The sequence below is a fragment of the Xanthomonas melonis genome (genome assembly GCF_020783655.1).
GTDB classification, from domain to species: Bacteria; Pseudomonadota; Gammaproteobacteria; order Xanthomonadales; family Xanthomonadaceae; genus Xanthomonas; species Xanthomonas melonis.
Genome location: NZ_JAJGQH010000011.1, coordinates 138,107 through 162,947, shown reverse-complemented (window position 1 = coordinate 162,947; position 24,841 = coordinate 138,107). Strand labels below are relative to the sequence as shown.

24 protein-coding genes are annotated in these 24,841 nt (G+C 66.2%); 16 read left to right on the top strand and 8 right to left on the bottom strand.

Features of this window, described 5'->3' with window-relative positions; genetic code table 11:
* Positions 1 to 2 precede the first annotated feature (2 nt).
* Genes LL964_RS12840 through hemC form a run of 3 tightly spaced genes read left to right on the top strand, consistent with a single transcriptional unit; the run spans position 3 to position 2,768 of the window.
* On the top strand, positions 3 to 1,055 hold the full coding sequence (locus tag LL964_RS12840; RefSeq protein ID WP_104585860.1) for a sensor histidine kinase: 1,053 nt from the start codon (positions 3 to 5) through the stop codon (positions 1,053 to 1,055).
* Positions 1,056 to 1,085: 30 nt separating this feature from the next.
* Positions 1,086 to 1,823, top strand: coding sequence for a LytR/AlgR family response regulator transcription factor (locus LL964_RS12835; RefSeq protein ID WP_167395213.1), 738 nt, complete (start codon positions 1,086 to 1,088; stop codon positions 1,821 to 1,823).
* A gap of 30 nt (positions 1,824 to 1,853) precedes the next feature.
* Complete coding sequence (hemC, locus tag LL964_RS12830) at positions 1,854 to 2,768, top strand: hydroxymethylbilane synthase (RefSeq protein WP_104585856.1); 915 nt, start codon at positions 1,854 to 1,856, stop codon at positions 2,766 to 2,768.
* A 244-nt stretch (positions 2,769 to 3,012) separates the two neighbouring features.
* Here the strand turns inward: hemC and LL964_RS12825 are convergent, their stop codons facing one another.
* A complete protein-coding gene (locus tag LL964_RS12825; RefSeq protein ID WP_104585854.1) occupies positions 3,013 to 3,819 on the bottom strand; it encodes a DUF481 domain-containing protein in 807 nt (268 codons plus the stop codon).
* Between the two features lie 292 nt (positions 3,820 to 4,111).
* Here LL964_RS12825 and LL964_RS12820 point away from each other — a divergent pair, with 292 nt between their 5' ends.
* Positions 4,112 to 5,077 (top strand): helix-turn-helix transcriptional regulator, encoded by a 966-nt coding sequence (locus LL964_RS12820; protein WP_104585852.1) that lies wholly within the window; start codon positions 4,112 to 4,114, stop codon positions 5,075 to 5,077.
* Between the two features lie 311 nt (positions 5,078 to 5,388).
* On the opposite strand, the gene LL964_RS12815 is transcribed toward LL964_RS12820, so the two are convergent.
* A complete protein-coding gene (locus LL964_RS12815; RefSeq protein ID WP_104585850.1) occupies positions 5,389 to 5,958 on the bottom strand; it encodes a lipocalin family protein in 570 nt (189 codons plus the stop codon).
* Between the two features lie 369 nt (positions 5,959 to 6,327).
* Here LL964_RS12815 and LL964_RS12810 point away from each other — a divergent pair, with 369 nt between their 5' ends.
* The 3 genes from LL964_RS12810 (at position 6,328) to LL964_RS12800 (ending at position 10,092) form a co-directional block, all read left to right on the top strand.
* Positions 6,328 to 6,645 carry a hypothetical protein gene (locus LL964_RS12810; protein ID WP_104585848.1) on the top strand — a complete coding sequence of 106 codons (318 nt, stop codon included), beginning with the start codon at positions 6,328 to 6,330 and terminating at the stop codon, positions 6,643 to 6,645.
* A 68-nt stretch (positions 6,646 to 6,713) separates the two neighbouring features.
* The gene (locus LL964_RS12805) at positions 6,714 to 8,807 is read left to right on the top strand and encodes a prolyl oligopeptidase family serine peptidase (protein WP_104585846.1); all 2,094 of its coding nucleotides are present in this window, start codon (positions 6,714 to 6,716) and stop codon (positions 8,805 to 8,807) included.
* Between the two features lie 328 nt (positions 8,808 to 9,135).
* On the top strand, positions 9,136 to 10,092 hold the full coding sequence (locus LL964_RS12800) for a YbbN family protein (protein ID WP_104585844.1): 957 nt from the start codon (positions 9,136 to 9,138) through the stop codon (positions 10,090 to 10,092).
* Between the two features lie 8 nt (positions 10,093 to 10,100).
* On the opposite strand, the gene LL964_RS12795 is transcribed toward LL964_RS12800, so the two are convergent.
* Positions 10,101 to 11,321 (bottom strand): pyridoxal phosphate-dependent aminotransferase, encoded by a 1,221-nt coding sequence (locus LL964_RS12795; RefSeq protein WP_104585842.1) that lies wholly within the window; start codon positions 11,319 to 11,321, stop codon positions 10,101 to 10,103.
* Between the two features lie 109 nt (positions 11,322 to 11,430).
* Here LL964_RS12795 and LL964_RS12790 point away from each other — a divergent pair, with 109 nt between their 5' ends.
* From LL964_RS12790 to hslU, 8 genes are all read left to right on the top strand, one after another.
* Positions 11,431 to 13,539, top strand: a complete 2,109-nt coding sequence (locus LL964_RS12790; RefSeq protein WP_146092318.1) for a S9 family peptidase — start codon at positions 11,431 to 11,433, stop codon at positions 13,537 to 13,539.
* 160 nt (positions 13,540 to 13,699) lie between these two features.
* Complete coding sequence (locus LL964_RS12785; protein WP_104585838.1) at positions 13,700 to 14,098, top strand: YbaN family protein; 399 nt, start codon at positions 13,700 to 13,702, stop codon at positions 14,096 to 14,098.
* Between the two features lie 38 nt (positions 14,099 to 14,136).
* Positions 14,137 to 14,376 carry an LPS translocon maturation chaperone LptM gene (lptM, locus tag LL964_RS12780; protein ID WP_104585836.1) on the top strand — a complete coding sequence of 80 codons (240 nt, stop codon included), beginning with the start codon at positions 14,137 to 14,139 and terminating at the stop codon, positions 14,374 to 14,376.
* Complete coding sequence (gene dapF, locus LL964_RS12775) at positions 14,366 to 15,217, top strand: diaminopimelate epimerase (protein ID WP_104585834.1); 852 nt, start codon at positions 14,366 to 14,368, stop codon at positions 15,215 to 15,217. Before lptM ends, dapF begins: the two co-directional genes overlap by 11 nt.
* Positions 15,217 to 15,888: a DUF484 family protein gene (locus tag LL964_RS12770; RefSeq protein WP_167395212.1), complete on the top strand. Its 672-nt coding sequence runs from the start codon at positions 15,217 to 15,219 to the stop codon at positions 15,886 to 15,888. The genes dapF and LL964_RS12770 overlap by 1 nt, the downstream gene beginning before the upstream one ends.
* A gap of 80 nt (positions 15,889 to 15,968) precedes the next feature.
* The gene (xerC, locus tag LL964_RS12765; protein WP_104585830.1) at positions 15,969 to 16,871 is read left to right on the top strand and encodes a tyrosine recombinase XerC; all 903 of its coding nucleotides are present in this window, start codon (positions 15,969 to 15,971) and stop codon (positions 16,869 to 16,871) included.
* A gap of 456 nt (positions 16,872 to 17,327) precedes the next feature.
* Positions 17,328 to 17,879: an ATP-dependent protease subunit HslV gene (gene hslV / locus LL964_RS12760; protein ID WP_026112384.1), complete on the top strand. Its 552-nt coding sequence runs from the start codon at positions 17,328 to 17,330 to the stop codon at positions 17,877 to 17,879.
* A gap of 100 nt (positions 17,880 to 17,979) precedes the next feature.
* On the top strand, positions 17,980 to 19,347 hold the full coding sequence (hslU, locus tag LL964_RS12755) for an ATP-dependent protease ATPase subunit HslU (RefSeq protein WP_104585828.1): 1,368 nt from the start codon (positions 17,980 to 17,982) through the stop codon (positions 19,345 to 19,347).
* Between the two features lie 96 nt (positions 19,348 to 19,443).
* On the opposite strand, the gene LL964_RS12750 is transcribed toward hslU, so the two are convergent.
* From LL964_RS12750 to LL964_RS12730, 5 genes are all read right to left on the bottom strand, one after another.
* Positions 19,444 to 19,929, bottom strand: coding sequence for a hypothetical protein (locus LL964_RS12750; RefSeq protein WP_146092317.1), 486 nt, complete (start codon positions 19,927 to 19,929; stop codon positions 19,444 to 19,446).
* A gap of 148 nt (positions 19,930 to 20,077) precedes the next feature.
* Positions 20,078 to 20,533, bottom strand: a complete 456-nt coding sequence (locus LL964_RS12745) for a nucleoside deaminase (RefSeq protein WP_003482760.1) — start codon at positions 20,531 to 20,533, stop codon at positions 20,078 to 20,080.
* On the bottom strand, positions 20,530 to 21,030 hold the full coding sequence (locus LL964_RS12740) for a GNAT family N-acetyltransferase (protein ID WP_104585824.1): 501 nt from the start codon (positions 21,028 to 21,030) through the stop codon (positions 20,530 to 20,532). The genes LL964_RS12745 and LL964_RS12740 overlap by 4 nt, the downstream gene beginning before the upstream one ends.
* Before the next feature lie 63 nt (positions 21,031 to 21,093).
* Entirely contained in the window at positions 21,094 to 22,182 is a 1,089-nt protein-coding gene (locus LL964_RS12735) for an HlyD family secretion protein (RefSeq protein WP_104585822.1), read from the bottom strand.
* On the bottom strand, positions 22,179 to 23,828 hold the full coding sequence (locus tag LL964_RS12730) for an MFS transporter (protein WP_104585820.1): 1,650 nt from the start codon (positions 23,826 to 23,828) through the stop codon (positions 22,179 to 22,181). Before LL964_RS12730 ends, LL964_RS12735 begins: the two co-directional genes overlap by 4 nt.
* 87 nt (positions 23,829 to 23,915) lie before the next feature.
* Between LL964_RS12730 and ubiE the strand changes: the two genes are divergently transcribed.
* On the top strand, positions 23,916 to 24,677 hold the full coding sequence (gene ubiE, locus LL964_RS12725) for a bifunctional demethylmenaquinone methyltransferase/2-methoxy-6-polyprenyl-1,4-benzoquinol methylase UbiE (protein WP_104585818.1): 762 nt from the start codon (positions 23,916 to 23,918) through the stop codon (positions 24,675 to 24,677).
* Positions 24,678 to 24,841 lie beyond the last annotated feature (164 nt).

The following is a 24,841-nucleotide window of genomic DNA, read 5'->3' as shown; positions in this document are numbered from 1 at the left end:
CGATGGCCGCCAGCTCCTCCCAGATCGCCTGGATGCCGGACCTGTGCCGGCTGCCGCGGCTGGGAGCGATGCTGGGGCTGGCCGAACTGGTGGTGCTGGTGGTGACCCTGGTGCCCGACGCCGGCGCGGCGCGCAGCATCACCCTGTCGCGCTTCGTCTCGGCCAGCGGCCTGGCGCTGTGGCTGGCGTTGGCGGTCAGCGTGTTGCTGTGCGTGCTGCGGCCCGCGCTGTCGCGGCTGCCGCCCCGATTGGGCGGGCTGAGCGCGCTGCTGATCGCCGCGGTGGTGGCGATGCTGGGCGCCGGCATCGTGCATGGGCTGTACGCCGTGCTCGGGCAGGCACCGCTGGGGCCCCTGGTCGGCTTCTGGCGCTTCACCCTGGGCAGCGCGGCGACGGTGGTGCTGATCACCGCGCTGGCGCTGCGCTATTTTTATGTCAGCGACCGCTGGGAGGCGCAGGTGCAGGCCAATGCCCGCGCCGAGGCCGATGCACTGCAGGCGCGCATCCGCCCGCACTTCCTGTTCAACAGCATGAACCTGATCGCCAGCCTGCTGCGGCGCGACCCCGTGGTCGCCGAGCAGGCGGTGCTGGACCTGTCGGACCTGTTCCGCGCCGCGTTGGGCGCCGGCGAAGGTGGCTCCACCCTGCGTGCCGAATGTGAGCTGGCCGAGCGCTATCTGGCGATCGAATCGCTGCGCCTGGGCGAGCGTTTGCAGGTGCGCTGGCATCGCCAGGAGCCCTTGCCCTGGGACTTGCCGATGCCGCGCCTGGTGCTGCAGCCGCTGGTGGAAAACGCGGTGCTGCACGGGGTCTCGCGCATGCCCGAGGGCGGCACGCTGTACCTGTCGCTGCGCCAGCGCGGCAACCAGTTGCAGATCCGCATCGTCAATCCGGCTCCGCAGCCGGGGACCCTGGCGCCACTGCTGGCCGGTGCAGGGCACGCCCAGGCCAGCATCTCGCACCGGCTGGCGTTCCAGTTCGGCGCCGGGGCACGGATGGCGGCCAGCTGGGCCGAAGGCTACTATGCCTGCGAGATCACATTGCCGCTGCCGTGAGGGAGAGTCGCCGCAGCGAGGGGGATGTCCATGACGGCCATGCGAGTGCGGGTGTTGATCGCCGATGACGAGCCCCTGGCGCGCGAGCGCCTGCGCATGCTGTTGGGCGAACATCCGCAGGTACAGGTGATCGGCGAGGCCGAAAACGGCCAGCAGGTGCTGCAGCAGTGCGAGCAGTGGCACCCGGACCTGGTGCTGCTGGATATCGCCATGCCCGGCGTGGACGGGCTGGAGACCGCGCGGCTGCTACGGCAGTGCCAGCCGCAACCGGCGGTGGTGTTCTGCACCGCCTACGACCAGCATGCGCTGTCGGCGTTCGATGCGGCCGCGCTGGATTACCTGATGAAGCCGGTACGCCCGGAGCGTCTGGCCGCCGCGCTGGAGCGCGTGGCGACCTTTCTGGCCGGGCGCGTCCCCAGCGCCGCGCCGACCCCGCTGCGCACCCATCTGTGCGCCCGCCTGCGCGGCAGCCTGCGGCTGATTGCCATCGGCGACATCCGCTACCTGCAGGCCGAAGAGAAATACGTCATCGTCCACCACACCCGTGGCGAGGACCTGATCGAAGAGTCGCTCAAATCGCTGGAAGACGAATTTTCCGATCGTCTGGTGCGCATCCACCGCAATTGCCTGGTCGCCCGCGACGAGCTGGTGGAACTGCGTCGCGGCAGCGATGGCCAGGTGCATGCGGTGCTGCGCAACGTGCCGCAGACCCTGGAAGTGAGCCGTCGCTGCGTGGCCAGCCTGCGCGACCAGCTCCGCCATGTATGAGTTACCGGCCCGCTCCGCGATAATGGCGGGATGACCACGCTCCGCATCGCTACCCGTAAAAGCCCGCTTGCCCTCTGGCAGAGCGAACACGTCGCCGCAGCGTTGCGCCAGCAGCACCCCGGCCTGGAAGTCGTGCTGGTGCCGATGAGCACGCGTGGCGACGAAGTGCTGGACCGTTCGCTGGCGGCGATCGGTGGCAAGGGCCTGTTCCTGAAGGAACTGGAGCTGGCGATGCTGCGCGGGGAGGCCGATTGCGCAGTGCATTCGCTCAAGGACGTGCCGATGGAACTGGATGCGCCGTTCGTGCTGCCGGCGATCCTGACCCGTGGCGATCCCGCCGACGCGCTGGTCTCCAACCTCTATGCCAGCCTGCAGGCGCTGCCGCTGGGAGCGCGCGTGGGCACCTCTTCGTTGCGACGTCAGGCGCAGCTGCGTGCCGCGCGCCCGGATCTGGAACTGATCGATCTGCGCGGCAACGTCAACACCCGCCTGGCCAAACTCGACAACGGCGGCTACGACGCCATCGTGCTGGCCTGCGCCGGCCTGCAGCGGCTGGGCCTGGACGCACGCATCAGCGCGCGATTGGACGCGCCGGAATGGCTGCCGGCGCCGGCGCAGGGCGCGGTGGCGGTGGAGTGCCGCGGCGACGATGCGCGCATCCATGCGCTGCTGGCGGTGCTGGATGCGTCCAGCACCCGCGCCTGCGTGGAAGCCGAGCGCGCCATGAATCGTGCGCTGCACGGCAGCTGCCATGTGCCGGTGGCCGCCTTCGCGCGTTGGGAGGGGCAGGGCCTGTACCTGCAAGGCATGGTCGGCAGCGCCAGCGATGGCCGGCTGATCCACGCCGACGCGCACGGCAGTGCCGACGATACCGAAGCGCTCGGCCGCCGCGTCGCGCAGGGGCTGTTCGACAAGGGCGCCGCGCAACTGCTGGCCGAGCTGTAGCGCTGCGCACGGGCCCGCCGGCCCGAGAAATCCTGCTGCAGCGGCAGCAACGACCCGGTGGCGGCGCCTTGCCGGACAATCGCCCGATGCCCGCGTCCCGTAGGAACGGAACCGGCCGCGATGGGCCTTACCCGGAACCCGCCGCGCCCGGATGCGCTTCTACGCGAGCGACCTGTCGACCAGCGCAGCGCCGGTCGGCGCATCGGATCGCCTGTCTCCCAAGCCTGCGGTCGAGTGCGCGCGCTTACTTGAAGGTGTAGACCAGATTCACCGTGGTCAGCGTGTCGGTCTTCTTGTCGCCTTCGCTGACGTCGCTATTGCGGCGCATCTGCCAGGCGGCCTTGAGCGCGAAGTGCGAGTTCATGCTGACCTGCACGCCGAAATCGTTCTGCGCATAGGTGTTGTATTCGCCCGACTCCACCAGCAGCGTGTTGATCAGATCGGTGTTGTCGGTCACGGTGTACTTCAGATCGAACAGGCCGCGCCCGATCAGCCCGGTCTCGTTGCGGTCGTCCTCGCTGTTGTGCGCACGGCGGATACCCGGACCCACCTGCGCGTCCAGATAGAACCGATCCGCATCGATCAGGCGCGTGCCATAACCGATACCGAAGGTCGCCAGGCGATCGTAGGTAGCGAAATCGTCGTGTTCGTAACGACCCGTGGCAGTGAGCTGGCGATGCTCGCCCAACTGCAGCGCGCTGCCGGCGCTGCCGGTGTAACGCTCGGCGGTGGTCTGGCGCTCGCGCGTGGTGGTGCCGTCGTCGTTGGTATTGGTGTATTCCGAGCTCGAGCGCAGCGCGGTGGCGTCCAGGCTGTGGATCCAGTCGCCGTCGGTGTAACGCAGGCGGACGCGGCCGTTGAGGCTGTCGGTGGTGCTGTTGCCGTGTGCCGAGGCGTAACCCAGCTCGCCGCTGCTGCCGCTCCAGGGCGAGGGCACCAACGCTGCCGCGGGGTCGACCGGTGTCGGTGCAACCGCGATCGACTGAGCCCATGCGGCAGGTGCGATCAACAGCAGTGGCAACAGGGCAGACAACGGGGCACGGCGGGACATGGGCGGCTCGCTTGAAGGACGTAACGGGAGTGGGAGAGGTGAAAGCGGTTTCATGATAACGGACTGTGCGCTCCGTCATGACCAGGTGAACGCCCTGCTTTAGTGGCGGTTCGGCTGCGGTGCCCGAAGACGGCCGCCGACGAGCCGGAAAGGCAGGCTGAATCCGCCAGCCGCCAAACCCTCCACCCCATCGCTGCCGCAGTGCCGGCAGCGCGGCCGGACAGGCGGTACCCCTCGCGAGGAAACGGCGCACGCTCACCCCGCGGCACGAAGAACCGGACATAATCGGCGCATGGACCGCTATGAACGCATCAATGCACTGCATCGCTTGCTCAAGTCGGCACGCTACCCGGTCACGGTGGCGCGGCTGCAGGATGAGCTGAGCTGTTCCCGCGCCACCGTGTACCGCGACCTGGCGTTCCTGCGCGATGCGCTGATGGCGCCGGTGGAAGGCGATGGCGAGTCCGGCTTTCGCTATCTGTCCGGCGAAAGCGACCGTTTCGAGCTACCAGGACTGTGGCTGAGTTCGGAAGAGCTGCATGCGTTGCTGGCCTCCCAACAGTTGCTGGCACGCACCGGCGGCGGGGTGTTGTCGTCGATGCTGGCGCCGCTGCAGCAGCGCATCGAAGGCCTGCTGGCCGCCCAGGCCGGCGTCTCGCAGTGGCCGGTGGACCGGGTGCGGGTGATTCCGCATCGCGGCCGCAAGCTGGACGAAGCCAGTTTCCGCACCGTGGCCTCAGGCGTGCTGGAGCGCAAGCAGCTGAGCTTCGATTACCGCGCCCGCTCCACCGACGAATCGACCAAGCGCACCGTCTCGCCGCAGCGCATCACCCACTACCGCGACAACTGGTACCTGGACGCCTGGGACCACGGCCGCGATGGCGTGCGCAGTTTCGCGGTGGACCGCATCAATCACGCACGGCTGCTGGATGCGGCGCCGCGCGACGTACCCGACAGCGAACTGGACGAGCAACTGGCCGCCAGCTACGGCATTTTCTCCGGTGCGCCCAAGGGCTGGGCGACCATCGTCTTCAGCGCCAAGGCCGCGCGCTGGGTGGCCGACGAACACTGGCACTCCAAGCAGCAGGGCCGTTTTCTCGCCGACGGCCGCTACGAGCTCAAATTGCCCTACAGCAATTCGCGCGAGCTGCTGATGGACGTACTGCATTACGGTTCGGATGCGGAGATCGTCGAGCCGATGTCGTTGCGCGAGCAGGCCAAGGCCCTGCTCTCGCTGGCGTTGAGCAATTACGACTGAGCCAGGTTGCCGCAGTCTCGGGCCGCCGCCTCTGGCGGGATCTTGCCGACCGTGCGGGCGCCGCGGATGCTCGCGCCCCCGTGAGCGCCATGAGGCGGGCCCGACGTCCGTAGGCTCGCCTGGAGCCGCCCACCTCCATGGCCAGCGGGCGAGGTCATCGCCACTGCGTGAGGTGTATTGCAGCGGTGGTGTCAGCCGCCTGCGCAGCGGGCCGACCTGTGCTTCGCGGCCCACCGCGTGCTCGTGATCGGCACCGGCATCTGCCTTTCGGGCCGCCAGGTGGCGACCTCCGGGTCATCGCGGTGCGGGGATCAACGCTCGTTCGGTACTTCGAACCCCAGCCGGTCCACCTGCTCGCGCAGCTGCGGCACGCGTTTGAGTTTGTCGGTGTAGATGCCGTAATCGTCGCGCATCTTGTTGACCAGGGTGCGGTACTGGTCGCGGCTCATGTCCTGCTTGCGCGAAAAGATCCACGCCAGATCCCGGCCCGGATAGGAGATCAGCATCCACGAGCCATCCGGGGCGATCTCCAGGATGCGCTGCTTGGTCGGGATCACCTTGTAGAACCAGACCCTCCAGTCGCGATTGCCGCTGTCCGCATCCACCGAGGCGCGCGCCTTGACTTCCTTTTCCGGCGCGTTGAAGCCATCGCGATACAGATAGCGCACGGCCACCTTGCCGTCTTCGACCAGGGTGTATTCGTCACGGCTGGTCACATGCCCGCGCTCGACCGGGTTGGGCATGCGTGCGATCACGTACCAGGTGCCCATGATCTTGGACAGATCGATCGCCGGCGCGGTGCTGGGCGGATCCTTGGCATGCGCGGCGGGCAGGCCGAGCACGAGCAGGACGGCGAGGGCGATCGTAACGGTCAGGCGCATCGCAACATCACAAAGGGCAAGAGGTTCAGCACACTACCGCATGCGGGGGGCAAGTTTGCGTCAACGGTCGGGTTTGGGAGGGCGTTGCGGGGCACGCGACGTCGCGGCCGCGGTGTGGGCCTTGGGCGCAGCAGCGCTGATCGACCTGCTGCGCGTGCAGTCGCCGCGCTGAAGGCCTGTCGATAGCCGCATGCGCCCGGTCGGCACACCTGGCGGGGACGGCGCGAACCGGGCAGGGCCCGCCGTGCGGCCCGCGCTGGCAGTCGCCGAAGCGCCGGTATCGGTCTGCGTCGCATGGGTCGCAGTCGGTGAGATGCGCGCAGGCAATCCTGGCGGCCTGTCCCGATCTTCCCGCCACGGAGTGCCGTCATGTCGCATCGCCCCAACAGTCGTTCCGAACGTCCCGATCCGCGCGTGCTGCGCCCGGTTCGACAGATCGCCCTGGCTGGACTTGCGCTGGTGCTGGTATGGCCGGCCGCACGCGGGGACAGCGAATGGATCGGCTGGCTGCCGCTGTGGCTGGTCGGCATGCCGATGCTGGCCTGGTGGAGCCTGTACCGGTTTGCCTTGCCTGTGTTGCGATGGCCAGGCACGCGGCGCGCCGTGGCGCGTCGGCGCCGGCCGCAGGCGCAGCGTCGCCGCGCCAGCGCGCGACTGACGGCACCAGCGCGGGCCAGTGCGGCCTGACCTTTGGCAGGGTGGGGCCGGCGAAGCGTCGTGGTAGTTTCCGGGGTTGGTTTACTCCCGGAAACTCCATGTCCAAGTTCGCCTCCGTCTGCCTGGCTGCAGGCTTGATCACCGCTGGCGCCGTCTGCGCAGAGGAAACTGCCGTGTCCAACGATCCGTACGCCTGGCTGGAGGAAGTCACCGGCGCCAAGCCGCTGGACTGGGTCAAGACCCAGAACGCCCGGACCGAAGCCCGCCTGGCGTCCACCCCGGCGTTCAAGCAGATGGAGACCAGCATCCGCGAAGTGCTCGATTCGGATGCCAAGATTCCCGCCGTGCAGAAGATCGGCGCGTTCTACTACAACTTCTGGAAGGACAAGCAGCACGAGCGCGGCCTGTGGCGGCGCACCACCCTGGACGAATACCGCAAGCCGGCGCCCAAATGGGAAACGGTGTTGGACCTGGATGCGCTCAACAAGGCCGAGGGCGAAAACTGGGTCTGGCACGGCGCCGACTGCCTGCGCCCGGACTACGAGCGCTGCCTGATCGCACTGTCGCGCGGCGGTGCCGATGCCGATGTCACGCGCGAGTTCGACTTGACCAGCAAGCAGTGGGTCAAGGACGGCTTCTTCCGCCCGGAAGCCAAGGGTGGGCTGGGCTGGATCGATGAGGACACGGTGTATGTGTTCAGCGATTTCGGCCCCGGAACGATGACCACTTCCGGTTATCCGCGCATTGCCAAGCAATGGAAGCGGGGTACGCCGCTCAGTGCCGCCACGGTGGTCTACGAAGGCAAGCCGACCGACATGTACATCGCCGCGGTGCACGACGACACGCCCGGCTTCGAACGCGATTACGTCAGCCGCACGCTGGCCTTCTACAACGACGAGCTGTACCTGAAGGGCGCCGACGGCACGCTGGCCAAGGTGGATGTGCCCAACTCGGCCAGCAAGTCGGTCAAGCGCCAGTGGCTGACGCTGGAGCTGCGCGAGCCGTGGACGGTGGGCGGCAAGAGCTACAAGGCCGGCTCGCTGCTGGCCACGCGCCTGGACGACTTCACGGCCGGCAAGCGCAGTTTCGAGGTGTTGTTCGAACCCACCGCAACCACCTCGCTGGCAGGAATGGCGTGGACCAGGTCGCATCTGGTGCTGAACGTGCTGGACGACGTCAAGAACCGGCTGAGCGTGCTGACGCCGTCGCAGGCTGGCTGGAAGAAGAGCGCCTTCGTTGGGGCGCCGGCCTTCGGTACCGTGGGCGTGGAGGCGGTGGACAGCAACGATAGCGACGCGCTGTGGCTGACCGTCACCGATTACCTGACCCCGACCACGCTGTCGTGGGTGGATGTCGGCAGCGCGCCGCAGCCGCTCAAGACGATGCCAGCGTTCTTCGATGCCGGCCAGGACAGCATCGAGCAGCACTTCGCCACCAGCAAGGACGGTACCCGCGTGCCGTACTTCCTGGTGCGTCCGAAGGACCTGAAGCTCGATGGCAGCGCGCCGACGCTGCTGTACGGCTATGGTGGGTTCGAGATCTCGATGACGCCGAACTATTCCGGTGGCCTGGGGCGTGCCTGGCTGGAGAAGGGCGGCGTCTATGCCGTTGCCAACATCCGCGGCGGCGGCGAGTATGGTCCGCGCTGGCATCAGGCCGCGCTCAAGCAGAATCGCCACAAGGCCTACGAGGACATGGCCGCCGTAGCCAAGGATCTGGTCGCGCGCAAGATCACCTCGGCCAGGCATCTGGGCGTGCAGGGTGGCAGTAATGGCGGCCTGATGACGGGCAACATGCTTACCCAGTATCCGGAGCTGTTCGGTGCGGTGGTGGTGCAGGTGCCGCTGCTGGACATGAAGCGCTACAGCCATTTGCTGGCCGGCGCCTCGTGGATGGCCGAGTATGGCAACCCGGACACCGACGACTGGAACTTCATCCAGACCTTCTCGCCGTACCACCTGTTCGATCCGAACAAGACCTACCCGCCGACGATCTTCCTCACCTCCACGCGCGACGACCGCGTGCATCCGGGCCACGCCCGCAAGATGGCCGCCAGGATGATCGACGCCGGCAAGGACGTGACCTACTACGAGAACATCGAAGGCGGCCACGGCGGCGCGGCCAACAACGCACAGGCCGCGCATATGGCGGCCCTGGCCTACAGCTTCCTGTGGGAGCGGTTGGCCGACTGATGCGCAGGCCGCATGCGGCATGAGGCACCACCCACGCGAGGCCGCCGGCACGATGCAGCGGCCTCGTGTCGTTTGGGGTCGAAAATTCGGAACTGACGCAACGGGGCGCGGCCGATGTCGGCCTTGACGGTGGTGTTTGCGCTCAGCGGTTTGACCTCGGCAAACACGAAGTCATTGGACACGTACGGAAATCAAAAGTGTTGCGTGATCGAGTGCACGGGAGTACAGAAGAAGCGGGCGATACGCCGCGTCCCGAGCCTGTTGTCTGTAAAGGAATCAACGGGAAAGTAGCTTGCGGTCCCGCTCCATCGCTCTGGAGGGCGATGCCATGTCGATTGGCCTTGAACGATGGCGCTGGGTTCTCGCCGTGTTGGTGTTCGTCGCTGCTTGTGGGGCAGGGGCGCATCCCCAGGTCGAGTCGCTGAACGCCGCTTACGATCGTCTGGTGGCGCTGGACGATGCGACCCTGAGCCTGCCCCGCGAGCAGCGGCTGCAGCGCCTGGCGGATGCCTACGATGCCGAGTTTGCGCCGGTGGTCGATTCGCCTCGCCTTGCCGATGTCCCGCCGGCAGGCCTGGAAACCTTGTTGCGGGCGAGTCAGCGCCTTGCCTATTACACCGACGATGCGCGCTATCTGCAGCAACTGATCAAGGTCATGGATGCACTGGGTTCCTCCGCAGGGCCTGATGCGCTGCAGCGTTATCATCAGACGCTGCTGCAGTTTCGCCGCTTCGCCGACGCACGTCACTTGGCGCGGCACCATCCCGGCATCGCATTCGAATCGGTCCCCGATGTGGTCAGCGCCGAGCCCACTGTGCGGCCCAATGCCTATGCCATCGATCAGGGCAAGCGGCGGCTGCGCGAAATCCAGGTGCCTCTGCGCGCAGACACGCTGGTGGCGATCGTGCACCCGCACTGCAGATTTTCGGCGAGCGCCATGGGCGATCTGAGGAATCATCCGCTGCTGCGCGGCATCACCCTCGTCTGGCTGGCGCCTGTCGGATTGCATCTGGATGACGAGGTCCTTCGAACATGGAACAAGGCGCATGCGGACCAATCCATCGTGCTGTCACGTCATGCGGCAGACTGGCCGATGATCGATGGCTGGAGTACACCGACCTTCTATCTGATGCACGATGGCAACGTGGTTGACCGATTCTCCGGCTGGCCGCAGGAGGGAAACTGGGCGCAGTTGCGGGCGCTGCTCGCAAAGCGTGCCGTTGGCCACATCGGGCCTGCGGCGGGGGAGCGCCGCGGCGCAGGCGAAGGCGGGTCGACCGACTAAGCCTGGTGTCAGAGGGATGGCGGGGGCGGGCGTCTTGCCGCCGCTCCGATGGTCTTCAGCCCACGCGCAATCCGCTCCACCGCCTGCTCCAGGCGCGGCAGACTTTGCGTGTACGCGATACGCACGTGCTGGTTGGCGCGGTGGTGGCCGAAGTCGATGCCGGGGGTGAATGCGACATGCTCGGTTTCCAGGAAATGCGCGCAGAACGCCTGGGCATCGTTGGAGAACGCGCTGATGTCGACGTAGAGGTAGAACGCGCCCTGCGGTTCGACGGCGATAGTGAAACCGAGCTGGCGCAGTGCCGGCAGCAGATAGTCGCGGCGTTGCTGGAACTCGCAGCGTCGGGCTTCGAAGATGGCCATGCTCTCGGACGTGAAGCAAGCCAGTGCGGCATGCTGCGCAATGCTCGAGGCGCTGATATAAAGATTCTGCGCCAGCTTTTCCAGCTCCGGCACCGCTGCAGGCGGGGCGATCAGCCAGCCAAGACGCCAGCCGGTCATGCCGAAGTACTTTGAGAAACTGTTCAGCACGAAGGCGCTGTCGTCCACTTCCAGTACGCTTGGGGCATCCAGGCCATAGGTCAGGCCGTGATAGATCTCGTCCACCACCAGATGCCCGCCGTGGGCATGCAGCGCGTGGGACAGCCCGGCCAGCTGATCGCGCGATAGCACGCTGCCGGTGGGATTGGCGGGCGAGGCGACCAGCGCGCCAACGCTGTCGGCATTCCAGTGCGTTTCCACCAGCGTTGGGGTGAGTTGGTAATCGCTGTCGGGCCCGACCGGCACCAATTGCGCGGCGCCCTCGACCAGGCGCAGGAAGTGGCGGTTGCACGGATAGCCGGGGTCGGCCAGCAGCCAGTGCCTGCCGGGGTCCACTAGCAAACTGCTGGCCAAGAGCAGCGCGCCCGAGCCGCCCGGCGTGATCAGGATCCGCTCCGGATCCACGGTGCAGCGGTAACGCTGCGCATAGAAGCCGGCGATCGCCTCGCGTAGCGCGGGCAGCCCGCGCGCAGCGGTATAGCGGGTGTGGCCGGCGGCCAGGGCGGCTTGCCCGGCCGCCACGATCGGCGCGGCGGTGGTGAAATCGGGCTCGCCGATCTCCAAGTGGATCACGTCGTGACCGGCCTGCTCGAGCGCATTGGCACGGGCCAGCAGCGACATCACATGGAATGGGGCGATGTCCTGGCTGCGGCGGCTATAGCCGGACGCGGGCGAAATCGATGAGTCCATTGCGAAGATGATAGACCAGCATGACCTAGGACACATGACGCTGCACGACGGGCTCTTCCACACTCGGGCGCCGCGATGGCATTGCGTTCATCCAACGGATCCCAATCTGATGAAGTCCGCCCTGACCTTATTGATCGCCAGCCTGATGACCACATCCCCCGCCTTCGCCGCATCTCCCAAGCCGCCAGAGGTCGCCAAGCGCCCGCACGTGGTCAAGGCGCCCTTCGGTGCCAACCGCAACGACGCCTATTACTGGCTGCGCGACGACAAACGCGAAGACAAGGCGATGCTGGCCTATCTCAACGCCGAGAATGCCTACACCGACACGGTGATGGCGCCCCTCAAGCCGTTGGAGGACACGCTCTACTCCGAGATCGTGGGGCGCATCAAGCAGGACGACGCCAGCGTGCCGTACCGCGAGCGCGGCTACTGGTATTACACGCGCTTCGAAGCCGGCAAGGACTACCCGATCCAGGCGCGCCGTAAGGGCAGCATGGAGGCGCCGGAAGAGATCCTGCTGGACGTCAACCAGATGGCGCAGGGCAAGGGCTATTTCAGCGTGGGCGAGGCCGAGGTCAGTCAGGACAACCGCATTCTGGCCTGGGCCGACGATGCGATCGGCCGCCGCCAGTACACGATCCGTTTCAAGAATCTGGAGACCGGCGAAATCTATCCAGACACCGTCGAAGGCGTGTCTCCGAACATGGTCTGGGCCGACGACAACAAGACGCTGTTCTATGTCGAAAACGATCCGGAAACGCTGCTTACCGTGCGCGTGAAAAAGCACGTGCTCGGCACGCCTTCCAAGGACGACGTGCTGGTCTACGAAGAGAAGGACGACAGCTTCTACATGGGCGTGGGGCGCACCCGCGACGACAAGTACATCACCATCGACGTGGAAAGCACGGTCTCGTCGGAAACGCGCTATGCCTCCGCCGCCAAACCGGAGAAATTCACGGTGCTGGCCACGCGGGAACGCGACCTGGAATACCACGCCGAGCATTTCGATGGCCGCTGGGTGATTCGCACCAATGCCGATGGCGCCAGGAATTTCAAGCTGGTGACCGCCCCGACGGATGCGACCACCCGCAAGCAGTGGACCGATTGGGTGGCGCACGACGAAGGCGTATACATCGAGAATTTCGAGCTGTTCGATGGATTCACCGCCATCGAAGAACGCTCCGGCGGGCTGGAGCGCGTGCGTCTGCTCAAGCGCGATGGCAGCCATGAGTACGTCAAGGCCGATGAACCCGCCTATTCGATGGGCCTGTCGGTCAACTCGGAGCCGGACACCGCGTGGCTGCGCTATAGCTACACCTCGCTGACCACGCCGGCCACCACGTACGAACTCAATACCCAGACCGGCGAACGCAAAACGCTCAAGCAGCAGCCGGTGATCGGCTACGACCCCACCAAGTACGTGACCGAGCGGGTCTGGGTGACCGCGCGCGATGGGGTCAAGGTGCCGGTGTCGCTGGTGTACAAGCGGGGCTTCAAGAAAGATGGCACGGCAGCGCTGTTCCAGTACGCCTACGGCAGCTACGGCATGTCGATGGATCCGGCGTTCAACCTGCCCGCCATCAGCCTGCTCGATCGTGGCGTGGTGTATGCCATCGCACACATCCGCGGCGGCCAGGAGATGGGACGTCAGTGGTATGACGACGGCAAGCTGCTGCACAAGAAGAACACCTTCAACGATTTTGTCGATGTCACCCGCGGGCTGGTGGCGCAGGGCTATGCATCCAGGGAGCGCGTGGCAGGATCCGGCGGCAGCGCCGGGGGGCTGTTGATGGGCGCGGTAGCCAACATGGCGCCGCAGGACTACCGCGTGCTGGTGGCGCAGGTGCCGTTCGTGGATGTGGTCACCACCATGCTCGATGCCAGTATTCCGCTGACCACCAACGAATACGACGAGTGGGGCAACCCGGAAAACAAGGAGTATTACGACTACATGCTGTCGTACTCGCCGTACGACAACGTGCGCAAGCAGGCGTATCCGGCGATGTTCGTCGGTACCGGCCTGTGGGATTCGCAGGTGCAGTACTGGGAGCCGGCCAAGTGGGTGGCCAAGTTGCGCGACGACAATACGGGTGAATTGCCGATCGTGTTCCGCACCAACATGGAAGCCGGCCATGGCGGCAAATCCGGCCGGTTCCGTCGCTACCGCGAACTGGCCGAGTCGTATGCGTTTGTGCTGGATCAGCTTGGGATCAAGTAGCTGAGGGGCGGGGATTGGGGAGTCGGGATTGGGGATTGGGAAAGGCAAGATCTCCCTTCCCTGCGTGCAGACGTCTCCCTCCGCCCTTCGGGCCCCTTGTCGCGGTGCGAGAAGGGGATGCCCGGATCATCTCGACGCCCGCTGGCCGTATCATTCGTCCATGACGCGACCGAACCGATTCCGCTTGGCCTGGTGGTTGCTGGCCTATGCCAGCCTGGCGACCGGCATTGTCGGAATCTTCGTCCCCGGCTTGCCGACCACCGTGTTCATCCTGATCTCGGCCTGGGCCGCCTCGCGCGGGTCCGAGCGCCTGCATCGCTGGCTGCTGTCGCATCCGCGCTTTGGCCCGGCCATCGTGGAATGGCAGACCTACCGGGCGGTCAGCCGCAAGGCCAAGTGGATGGCCACGCTCACCATGAGCGTGTGTGCAGCCATCATGCTGTGGTGCGTGCCGATCCTGTGGGTGAAGTGTCTGTCGATCGGCAGCATGGCGGTGGTGGCGATCTGGCTGTGGCTGCGTCCCGAGCCGCCGCCGCGCTCGTTGCCCATGCCGCACTGAGCGCACGGCAGTCAGGACGTTCTGGCTATACTCGGGTCATGAGCCTCATGTCCCGACCTTCCGTTCGTCTCGCACTGGTTGGTGCGACCCTTGTCCTGCTTGCCGCCTGCGGCAACAAAGGCCCGCTGGTGATGCCGCAGAAGCCGGTGCCGGTGGAAGCCCAGCCGGTGCCGCCGGCGCCGGATGCGGCGCAACCGCAGACCGAGCCGGAGCAGACCGATGGCCCGCCTGCCTCCACCACCGACGACCAGCCCGCCAGCAGCGGCAATGAGCGCTGACGGCCGCGCCGAGCGCCTGCGTTTCACCAAGATGCACGGTGCCGGCAACGATTTCGTGGTGCTGGACCTGCGCGACGGCGCGCCGCCGCCGGACGCCGCCCTGGCGGCCCGGCTGGCCGACCGGCATTTCGGGGTGGGCTGCGATCAGATCCTGACCATCGAAGCCCCACGCAGCGATGCTGCGGTGGCCGCTTACGGCATCTGGAATTCCGACGGTTCGGCCGCGCGCCAGTGCGGCAATGGCGCGCGTTGTGTTGCAGCCTGGCTGGTGCGCGAGGGTGTTGCGCACGCCGAGCGCTTCGTCATCGACAGCCCGGTTGGCGCGCATGCGGTGGAGCAGGTGGATGCCGGAACCTATGCGGTCGCCATGGGCGTGCCGCGCTTCGAGCCGGCGCAGATCCCGCTGGCCGGCTTTGCGCATGCACGCGAGGAATACGCCTTGCCCGTGCACGGCGAAACGGTGCGTTTCGGCGCGGTGTCGATGGGCAACCCGCACGCAGTGGTCGAGGTGGGGCGTGTGGACGCCGCGCCGGTGGAGCGTGTCGGCAGCCTGTTGCAGCAGAACGCCGCATTTCCCGATTCGGTCAACGTCGGCTTTGCCCAGGTGGTGGATGCTGCGCATGTGCAATTGCGCGTGTTCGAGCGCGGTGTCGGCGAGACCCTGGCGTGCGGCAGCGGCGCCTGCGCGGCGGCGGTGGTGTTGATGCAGCGTGGCCGCGTCGAGCGCGACGTGCGCGTGTCGCTGCCGGGTGGCGAGTTGCGTATTCGCTGGCCCGGCGACGGGCAGGACGTGGTGATGTCCGGCCCGGCCGTGTTCGTCTTCGATGGAGAATGGATCTGATGAGCGACACCGCCGACAAACTGGGCGCGCACGATGTGGCGACATGGTTGCGCCGCCATCCCACCTTCCTCAAGCAGTTCCCGGATCTGGCGGTCAGCCTGCTGGTGCCGCGCGACGACGGCCCCACCGCGTCGCTGGCGACCTACCAACTGGAAGTATTGCGCGACAAGAATCGCGAGCTGTCGCGGCGACTGCACGACCTGGGCAGCAACGCCCAGGTCAACGAGCGCCTTGCGGTGCGTACGCATCAGCTGACGCTGGCGTTGATGCGCCAACGCACCGCAGCCGACACGCTCAAGGCCATGGCGGCTTCGCTGGCGGAAGATTTCAATGGCGATCTGGTGCGCCTGGTGCTGCTGGCGCCCGCGCCCGGTCTGGACGCGGACTGGCTGCAGACCCTGCCTGCCGACGATGCGCGGCTGGCGCCGTTTCGCGATTGCCTGAGCGATGGCGAGCCGATCTGCGGCCGCCTGCAGGCCGACAAGCATGCATTGCTGTACGCCGAGCGCGCGGGTGAGGTGCAATCCACCGCACTGCTGCCGCTGCCCGGCATCGGCCTGATCGCGGTGGGCAGCGGTGACGCCAACCGTTTCTATCCGGGCATGGGCACCTTGTTTCTGCGCATGATGGGCGAATCGCTGAGCGTGGCGCTGCAGCGCTTCGACACGTGATGCAAACAACGCGAACGCTGCCGGCCCGGTTGCGGTGCCTGCGTCCGGCAGCGGCGCAAGCGTAGGCGCGCGCGATGTCGATGTCGTCGGTCGATGACTTCCTGGCCTATCTGCAGGTCGAACGTCAGGTGTCGGCGCACACCCTGGATGCGTATCGGCGCGATCTTGCCGCGCTGTCGAGCTGGGTGGGCGCACAGGCGACGCGCGACGGCGCGCCGCTGCAGGTAGCGCAACTGGAGAGTGCACGGCTGCGCCAGTTCGTCGCTGACGAACACCGGCGCGGGCTGTCGGCCAAGAGCCTGCAGCGGCGCCTGTCTGCGTGCCGCAGCTACTACGCCTGGTTGCTCAAGCACGGTCATATCGCGGTCAGCCCCGCGGCGGCATTGCGTGCGCCCAAGGCGCCGCGCAAGTTGCCGCAGGTGCTCGATGCCGATGAGGCCGTGCGCCTGGTCGAAGTGCCCACCGATGCCCCGCTGGGCCTGCGTGACCGCGCCTTGCTGGAACTGGTGTATTCATCCGGCCTGCGCCTGAGCGAGTTGTGCGCCCTGCGCTGGCGCGACCTGGATCTGGCCAGCGGCCTGGTGACGGTGCTGGGCAAGGGCGGCAAGCAGCGGTTGGTGCCGGTGGGTTCGCATGCGATCGCGGCCTTGCGTGCGTGGCAGCGCGACAGTGGCGGACATGCCGAGGCGCATGTATTCCCGGGCCGCGACGGCGGCGCGATCTCGCAGCGCGCCGTGCAGATCCGCATCAAGCAGCTCGGCGTGCGGCAGGGCATGTTCAAGGACGTACATCCGCATATGCTGCGACACAGTTTTGCCAGCCATATCCTCGAGTCGTCCGGCGATCTGCGCGGCGTACAGGAGTTGCTCGGTCATTCAGATATCGCCACCACCCAGATCTACACGCATCTGGACTTCCAGCATCTGGCCAAGGTCTACGACGCCGCGCATCCACGCGCCAGGCGCAAGAAATCGACCGAGTGAGCTCGCGTGTGCGTGATGTCAGCGATATCGCCGCATGATGCAACCGATGCAGCGATGGGCGCGTTCTGTGGAGGTGCTCAAAGCACCTCTCCCCTCGGGAGAGGGGTTGGGGCGAGGGTACGTGCGCTAGTAGCCTCGATTTCTACGGCTAATTTCTTTCGAACGCTGTGAGGCTGAAACGCGCATGCGCCAATGTCATGGTCAAAGACTGTGATCAGCACAGCGTCTCCTGCCCTTACATTTCCAAAAAAAATTGCAGTCTAGAGAGTGTCTACGGGCGTTGGATTCAATGTCGGCACAGGGACCCTCACCCCAACCCCTCCCCCGGTGGGAGAGAGGGGCCAGATGGCTGACGCGTTAGCGGGGCCTTGCGTCGCGTCCCCGCGTCGCTTCCATCGCAGCGCGCTTGAACCCGGCGGGGCCGTCCCCACCTCCTTGGAAACCCCCGGAGGATCCATGGACCCCAGCCAGAACCCCAACATCGTTCACGCCACCACCATCATTTCGGTGCGGCGTGGTGGACACGTCGCCGTCGCTGGCGATGGCCAGGTCACCCTGGGCCATACGGTCATGAAGGGCAATGCGCGCAAGGTGCGCCGGCTCGGTCGCGAGGGTCAGGTGCTGGCCGGATTCGCAGGTGCTGCGGCCGATGCGTTCACGCTGTTCGAGCTGTTCGAAGCCAAGCTCGACAAGCATGGTCAGCTGACGCGTGCTGCGGTGGAACTGGCCAAGGATTGGCGCACCGAGCGCCGCCTGGGCAAGCTCGAAGCCTTGCTGGCGGTGGCCGACAAGGAGACCTCGCTGATCATCAGCGGCACCGGCGATGTGATCGAACCCGAAGACGGCATCATCGCCATCGGTTCGGGTGGTTCGTATGCCCTGTCTGCCGCACGCGCACTGCTGGCGCACACCGAGCTGGACGCCAGGACCATCGCCACCGAAGCGATCAACATCGCCGGCGACATCTGCATCTATACCAATCGCAACGTGGTGGTCGAAGAACTGTGATTCGGGATGTGGGATTGGAGATTGGCAACCGCACTCCTTTCCCTGCGCCCGGACATGCATCGATCGTTCCTACTCCGCTTTTACGAATCCCCAATCCCCAATGCCAAATCCCGATACTTCAACCATGACTCCGCGCGAAATCGTGCAGGAACTCGACCGTCATATCGTGGGGCAGCACGATGCCAAGCGTGCAGTGGCGATCGCGTTGCGCAACCGCTGGCGACGCATGCAGCTGCCCGAAGAGCTGCGCAACGAGGTGATGCCCAAGAACATCCTGATGATCGGTCCCACCGGCGTCGGCAAGACCGAGATCGCGCGTCGTCTGGCCACCCTGGCCAATGCGCCGTTCGTCAAGGTGGAAGCCACGCGCTTCACCGAGGTGGGTTATGTCGGCAAGGACGTGGAGCAGATCATCCGCGACCTGGCCGACACCTCGGTCAAGCTGTACCGCGAACAGGCCAAGGTACGGGTGCGCAACCAGGCCGAAGAGCGCGCCGAAGACCGCATCCTGGATGCACTGCTGCCGCGCCGTACCGCCGGAATCGGTTTCGACCCCGAAGCCGCGCGCAACGAGCCGTCGTCGCAGGACAACGAGACCCGCATCAAGTTCCGCCGCATGTTGCGCAATGGCGAGCTGGACGAACGCGAGATCGAACTGGAGGTCGCGGTCAATGCCAGCATGGACATCATGACCCCGCCGGGCATGGAAGAAATGGGTCAGCAGTTGCGGCAGATGTTCGCCAACATCGGTGGAGGCAAGTCGCAGAAGCGCAAGCTCACCATCAAGGCGGCGCGCCCGCTGTTGATCGAGGAAGAAGCCGGCAAGCTGGTCAACGAGGACGATGTGCGCGCGGCGGCGATCGAGGCCTGCGAGCAACACGGCATCGTGTTCATCGACGAGATCGACAAGGTCGCCAAGCGCGGCGAGGCCGGATCCAGTGGGGGCGATGTCAGCCGCGAAGGCGTACAGCGCGATCTGCTGCCTCTGGTGGAAGGCTCCAACGTGTCGACCAAGTACGGCACGGTCAAGACCGACCACATCCTGTTCATCGCCTCTGGCGCCTTCCATCTCGCCAAGCCCAGCGACCTGATTCCCGAGCTGCAGGGCCGCTTCCCGATCCGGGTGGAGCTGACCGCACTGACCAAGGCCGATTTCGTGCGCATTCTCACCGAGCCGAAGGCTGCATTGATCAAACAGTACGAAGCGCTGTTGCAGACCGAAGGTGTGTCGCTGAGTTTTGGCGCCGATGCAGTGGAACGCCTGGCCGAGATCGCCGCACAGGTCAACGAACGCCAGGAAAACATTGGCGCCCGCCGCCTGCACACGGTACTCGAACGCCTGCTGGACGGCTTGAGCTACGAGGCGCCCGACCGCGACGGCCAGAGCGTGACGGTGGACGCGGCCTATGTGGACGCGCAGCTCGGCGAGCTGGTGCAGGATCCGGACCTGAGCCGCTACATCCTCTGACGCCCTACGTTGGGAAGCCAGGCAAGGGCTGCGTCACCGCGCGTGCGCAGCTCTTGCATCGAGTTCACGCGCACGCCGATGCGAAGGGCCTCGAGATCAGCGCTGGCTACCGCGAAGGCTGGCGCTATAGCGTTGGAGCAGGAGCGCGCCCAGTTGCGCGTTCGCACTGGCGGCCGTATCGGCGAGTGCGGGCCACCGCGGCCGTGTCAGCCGGCTCGGGATCATGTTCGAACAAGGAGCCTGCGTCTGCAATGCGGTCTCCGGGCCAGCGAGGCTCGTGGCCCCCGGCGATTCCACCGGCAGGTCTCCTTCTCCCGCCAGCGCAAGAAGGTGCCCGAAGGGCGGAGTCGATTCCACCGGCAGGTCTCCTTCTCCCGCCAGCGCAGGGAGGTGCCCGAAGGGCGGAGTCGATTCCACCGGCGGGTCTCCTTCTCCCGCCAGCGGGAGAAGGTGCCCGAAGGGCGGATGAGGGCAATGCGCTTCTTCCAGCGCCAGCGAACCCACGTCCTGTACATCGCCTGCCGCTTCCATCACCGGCGGCGCGGTGGCGCGGCCGGGTATCACGATGTCCACCACTGCCATTGAAGCGGTCCCCCCCTGGGCAAAGCGCGAGACTAGCGCCGTCCGCGTCAACGCGCGTTGACACCCGGCGGGGGACATCGACAGCGTGTCGCAAGACGCGAGCAGCCCTCGCAATTGCTGCCGGAGCTGCTGGCGCCTGCCCGATGCCTCAGTCCTCGCCGATGTCTTCGTTCCATACATCCGGATTGGCGGAGATGTAGCCGCCGAGCAGATCGATGCATTCCTGGCTTTGCAGGTCGATCACATTGACGCCGTGCTCGCGCAACCAGGCGATACCACCCTGGAAGGTCACCGACTCGCCCACCACCACGGTGCCGATATTGAACTGGCGCACCAGCCCGCTGCAGTACCAGCACGGAGCCAGCGTAGTGACCATGATGGTGTCCTTGTAACGCCGCTGGCGGCCGGCCTTGCGAAAGGCGTCGGTTTCGCCGTGCACGGAAGGGTCGTTTTCCTGCACGCGGCGATTGTGGCCGCAGCCCAGCAGGCGCCCATCGTTGTGATACAGCGCCGCACCGATCGGAATGCCGCCTTCGGCAAGCCCCTGGCGGGCTTCGGCGATGGCGGTGTCGAGCAGGGCGCGATAGTCGGGGGTCGTGATCATGCAGGCTCCATGGGCGCTGCGCCGGCAGGGCGCAGCATGTCGAGGTGGGGAATGCCGTCTTCCAGATAGGGCGCGGACGCCGGTGCGAATCCGTGCGTGGCGTAAAACGATTGCAGATGCGCTTGCGCGCCGAGTTGAATGGCGCTGCCCGGCCAATGCGCGTGGGCCAGGCGTATGCCTTCGCGCAGCAGCGCGTGCGCCAGCCCGCTGCCGCGAAATGGCGAGCCGATCACCACCCGTCCGATGCTGGGCTCGGGATAACTCAGCCCGGGTGGCAACACGCGCAGATAGGCGGCCAGCTCGGCGGTATCGGCTATTCCAAGCAGATGCAGCACATCCGGCTCGGTATCCTTGCCATCCAGCTCGGGATAGGGGCACTGCTGCTCCACCACGAACACGTCGGTGCACAGTTTGAGCAACGCATACAGCTGGGCGCTGTCGAGTTGGGAAAAACGCAGTGAGTGCCACTGCAGGTGGACGCGTGCGGTAGAGGGCATTGCCGCATGATAGCGGCTGCATCGGCGCGCGAGTACGCGAGGTGTAGTGTGCCGATGCTGCGCTCAGTCCGCAGCGCTGGCGGTATCCACGGCCACCACCACCGACATGCCCGGGCGCAGCCGTGCCGCCAGAGGCTGGTTGGGATCGACATCGATCCGCAGCGGGATGCGCTGGGCGATCTTGACGAAGTTGCCGGTGGCGTTGTCGGCCGGCAGTACGCTGAATTCCGAGCCGGCGGCCGGCGAGATCTCCTGCACGCGGCCGCGCAGGGTCGCGTTGTTCAACGCATCCACGGTGAAGCTGGCGCGCTGCCCGATGCGGATCTTCGCCATCTGGGTTTCCTTGAAATTGGCTACCACCCATAGCGTGTCCGGCACCAGCGCCATCAGCTGCGTGCCGTTGGTGACGTAAGCGCCCTGGCGCACGCCGAGCTGGCCGAGCTGGCCATCGCGCGGGGCCAGGATGCGGGTGTTGTCCAGGTTGATCTGCGCCAGTTGCTGCGCGGCATGCGCATTGGCAACTGCAGCCTCCAGCGCAGCGCGATTGACGGTGACGCTGCGGGCGTTTTCTTCAGCTGCCTGCACTGCAGCGCGGGCCTGCGTCACACCCGCCTCGGCCTGCGCACGCGCAGCGAAGGCCGTGTCGCGGTCCTGCTCGGACACCAGCTTCTGGTTGGCCAGCTGCTGTGCGCGGGCATAGGCAGAACGGGTGCGTTCGCGCTGGGCCTGCGTACTGCGCAATGCCGCGCGCTGTTCGGCAATGGTGGCCTGTGCGCCATGCCGCTGTTGCTCCCAGTTGGCGAGATTGGCCTGCGCGGTCTGCACCTGCGCCTTGGCCTGTTCCAACTGCTGGGCGTAGATGCGGTCGTCGATGGTGGCCAGCAACTGGCCGCGTCTGACATGTGCGAAATCCTGCACCAGTACCTGCGTGACATAGCCGCTGACCTGCGGTGCGATCACAGTGATCTGCCCATGCACCAGGGCGTTCTCGGTGCGTTCGATGGCGCTGACGAAGGGCGGCAGCCGCCATGCATACAGCACCAGCGCCACGCCGAGCAGTGCCAGGCCGCCGAATCCAATGGCGCCGGTGATGCGACGGCGACGACGGCGTTGCCGCTCGGCGACGGGGGAGGGTTCTGCGGGTGTATTCATGGGCGTGCGCTGGAAGCAGGGAAGGGAGGCGAGACGGCAGGACGCAGGTAGCGCCGCCACACCAGCACGGACAGGATCCACAGCCCGGTGGCGATGGCAATGCAGCCGATCAGCAGAAACACATCGTTATAGGCCAGTACATTGGCTTCGCGGGTGGCTACGCTGCCCAGCGCACGCACCCCCTGCGCCTGGCGCAGAGCGGGATCGCCAATGGTGTGGCCGTACGCGCTCGCATAGGCCTGCACGCGTGCGGCCACCTGCGGGTCGGTCAGCACCAGGTGCTCCACCAACTGGCTGGAGTGGTATTTCTCGCGCACCACCTGCACGGTACCCAGCAGCGCGCTGCCCAGTAGTCCGCCCATGTTCTGCGCCATGCCGAACAGCACGATGAAACTGATCAGGTTGCCGGGTTGCGCAATCACTCGGCCGATACCGGCCACCATCGCCGGGCCGATGAAGAAGGTGCTGCCGAAGGCGAGCAGGAACTGGCTGACGTACATCTGTTCGGGACGGGTGAGGCTGGTGGCATCGGCGTCCATGAAGCAGCCGATGCAGATGGCGGCCACCGCGATGATCAGGTGTTCGGCGATGCGCGCCGGATTGATCAGCCAGGCACTGGCGGCGACGCCCAGCACCGCGCCCAGCAGCATCAGCGCAAACAGGGTCTGCAACTGGGTGTTGGCCAGGCCCAGGGTCTGGAAGAAGCCGATCGCTCCGGTGCTCTGCTCCGACAGCACCAGCCGGATCAGCAAGATCGCCAGGCCCAGCCGCAGCATGTCGCCGCTGGCCAGCCAGCGCGTGTTGATCATCGGGTTGCGGCGGTTGTGCTCGATCCAGGTGGCCGCGCACAGCAGCACGATCGAGGACGCCAGCACCATGCCCAGCCACGGGGTGCTGGTCCACCACAGCAGCCGGCCCAGCGACAGTACCGCGGCCAGGCCCGCCGCCCCGGTGGCGAACAGGCCGAAGGTGAGGAAATCCAGGGGTTCGAACACCCGGTAGCGGTCGCCGGGCGGCAGTTTGAGTGCGAGTACGCAGGCCAGCGCAAACACCGCCAGGCCGAACTCGAACAGGTACAGCCCCTGCCATTGCCCGAATTCGAGCAGGTCGGTGGAAAACACCCGTGCCAGCGGCAAGGCCAGCTGGGTGAGGCCCAGCCCCAGCACCACCGCCTTGAGACGGTATGCATTGGGGAAGGCCTGGATCACGTAGTACAGCCCCAGCGAGCTGAGCGCCGCCCCCACCAGCCCATGCGCCGCACGCACGGTGATTGCCGAACCCAGGCTGTGCACGAACAGGTGCGCGAAGGCGATGGCCGCATACAGCGCCAGGAAAATCTCGGTGAAACGGCGCAGCCCGAACTGCTGGCGAAATTTCACCAGCAGCAGGTTGGCCGAGATGTTGGTCATCACATAGGCGGCTGGCAGCCAGGCCATTTCGGTGCTGTAGGCGCCCAATACGCCTTGCAGGTACGGCAGGTTGGCGGTGACCAGCGCATTGCTCAGCCCCCCGGTCAGCGCCACCACCACGCCCACCAGCCCGTACTGAATACGGCGCCGGGTCGGGTGCAACGGCGTGGAGGCCGAGCCCGGCAGGGTGGGCCGCTCGTGAGGCTGCCAGTCGCGTTGGGCGTACTTGTCGCGCACGCGATGCTCGCAGGGCCGGTAGTGGAAGAGTTCGCGATTGTGGTCCGGTTGCAGTCATGGTGGCGTCAGCAGTGCGATAATCCGCCCATGAGCGAATCCCCCTATACCTCCGGTACCACCCATTTCGGCTTTCGCGACGTCGCTGCCAAGGACAAGCAGAAGCTGGTTGGCGAAGTCTTCACCTCGGTCGCGCGCAATTACGACCTGATGAACGATCTGATGAGCCTGGGCATCCATCGTGCTTGGAAACGCTACTTCGTGGCCACCGCGCAGGTGAAGCCGGGCGACCGGGTCCTGGATCTGGCTGGCGGCACCGGCGACATCGCCGTGTTGCTCAAGGAGCGCGTGGGCGAGGAAGGCGCGGTGGTGCTGGGTGACATCAATGCCGGCATGCTGTCGGTTGGCCGCGACCGCCTGACCAATCGCGGTCTGGTGGCAGGATTCGACTATGTGCAGTGCAATGCCGAAGCGCTGCCGTTTCCCGACCAGAGTTTCGATCTGGTGACCATTTCCTTCGGTTTGCGCAATGTCACCGACAAGGACGCTGCACTGCGCGAGATGTATCGCGTGCTGAAGGTCGGCGGCCAGGCGCGGGTGCTGGAGTTCTCCGAGGTCACCGCGGACTGGTTCAAGCCGATCTACGACTTTCATTCCTTCAAGATCCTGCCGAAGCTGGGCCAGCTGTTCGCACGCGATGCCGACAGCTATCAGTACCTGGCCGAGAGCATCCGCAAGCATCCGCCGCAGGAGTCGCTCAGGGGCATGATGGGCGAGGCCGGATTTGCGCGTTGCCATTACAAGAATCTCACCGGCGGCATCGTGGCCATCCACTCCGGCTACAAGATCTGACGCGGCGCCAACGGGGCCGATGCGGCGCGCCCACGCGCGCCGTCCACCGCGGGTCGGCTGCGTTCGCTTGGCGCACCATCGCTTCCTTGCAAGAGCGTGCGCACTGACGGAGTTCTGCGAACTCCGTCGCGTTGGCTCCACGGGCGGTCGGCCACACTAGGCGC

Bases quoted from the DNA above. Each gene is read 5' to 3' on its own strand.
- LL964_RS12840 (WP_104585860.1), top strand. From the start codon at position 3: ATGGCCGCCAGCTCCTCCCAGATCGCCTGGATGCCGGACCTGTGCCGG.
- LL964_RS12835 (WP_167395213.1), top strand. From the start codon at position 1,086: ATGACGGCCATGCGAGTGCGGGTGTTGATCGCCGATGACGAGCCCCTG.
- hemC (WP_104585856.1), top strand. From the start codon at position 1,854: ATGACCACGCTCCGCATCGCTACCCGTAAAAGCCCGCTTGCCCTCTGG.
- LL964_RS12825 (WP_104585854.1), bottom strand. From the start codon at position 3,819: ATGTCCCGCCGTGCCCCGTTGTCTGCCCTGTTGCCACTGCTGTTGATC.
- LL964_RS12820 (WP_104585852.1), top strand. From the start codon at position 4,112: ATGGACCGCTATGAACGCATCAATGCACTGCATCGCTTGCTCAAGTCG.
- LL964_RS12815 (WP_104585850.1), bottom strand. From the start codon at position 5,958: ATGCGCCTGACCGTTACGATCGCCCTCGCCGTCCTGCTCGTGCTCGGC.
- LL964_RS12810 (WP_104585848.1), top strand. From the start codon at position 6,328: ATGTCGCATCGCCCCAACAGTCGTTCCGAACGTCCCGATCCGCGCGTG.
- LL964_RS12805 (WP_104585846.1), top strand. From the start codon at position 6,714: ATGTCCAAGTTCGCCTCCGTCTGCCTGGCTGCAGGCTTGATCACCGCT.
- LL964_RS12800 (WP_104585844.1), top strand. From the start codon at position 9,136: ATGTCGATTGGCCTTGAACGATGGCGCTGGGTTCTCGCCGTGTTGGTG.
- LL964_RS12795 (WP_104585842.1), bottom strand. From the start codon at position 11,321: ATGGACTCATCGATTTCGCCCGCGTCCGGCTATAGCCGCCGCAGCCAG.
- LL964_RS12790 (WP_146092318.1), top strand. From the start codon at position 11,431: ATGAAGTCCGCCCTGACCTTATTGATCGCCAGCCTGATGACCACATCC.
- LL964_RS12785 (WP_104585838.1), top strand. From the start codon at position 13,700: ATGACGCGACCGAACCGATTCCGCTTGGCCTGGTGGTTGCTGGCCTAT.
- lptM (WP_104585836.1), top strand. From the start codon at position 14,137: ATGAGCCTCATGTCCCGACCTTCCGTTCGTCTCGCACTGGTTGGTGCG.
- dapF (WP_104585834.1), top strand. From the start codon at position 14,366: ATGAGCGCTGACGGCCGCGCCGAGCGCCTGCGTTTCACCAAGATGCAC.
- LL964_RS12770 (WP_167395212.1), top strand. From the start codon at position 15,217: ATGAGCGACACCGCCGACAAACTGGGCGCGCACGATGTGGCGACATGG.
- xerC (WP_104585830.1), top strand. From the start codon at position 15,969: ATGTCGTCGGTCGATGACTTCCTGGCCTATCTGCAGGTCGAACGTCAG.
- hslV (WP_026112384.1), top strand. From the start codon at position 17,328: ATGGACCCCAGCCAGAACCCCAACATCGTTCACGCCACCACCATCATT.
- hslU (WP_104585828.1), top strand. From the start codon at position 17,980: ATGCCAAATCCCGATACTTCAACCATGACTCCGCGCGAAATCGTGCAG.
- LL964_RS12750 (WP_146092317.1), bottom strand. From the start codon at position 19,929: ATGGCAGTGGTGGACATCGTGATACCCGGCCGCGCCACCGCGCCGCCG.
- LL964_RS12745 (WP_003482760.1), bottom strand. From the start codon at position 20,533: ATGATCACGACCCCCGACTATCGCGCCCTGCTCGACACCGCCATCGCC.
- LL964_RS12740 (WP_104585824.1), bottom strand. From the start codon at position 21,030: ATGCCCTCTACCGCACGCGTCCACCTGCAGTGGCACTCACTGCGTTTT.
- LL964_RS12735 (WP_104585822.1), bottom strand. From the start codon at position 22,182: ATGAATACACCCGCAGAACCCTCCCCCGTCGCCGAGCGGCAACGCCGT.
- ubiE (WP_104585818.1), top strand. From the start codon at position 23,916: ATGAGCGAATCCCCCTATACCTCCGGTACCACCCATTTCGGCTTTCGC.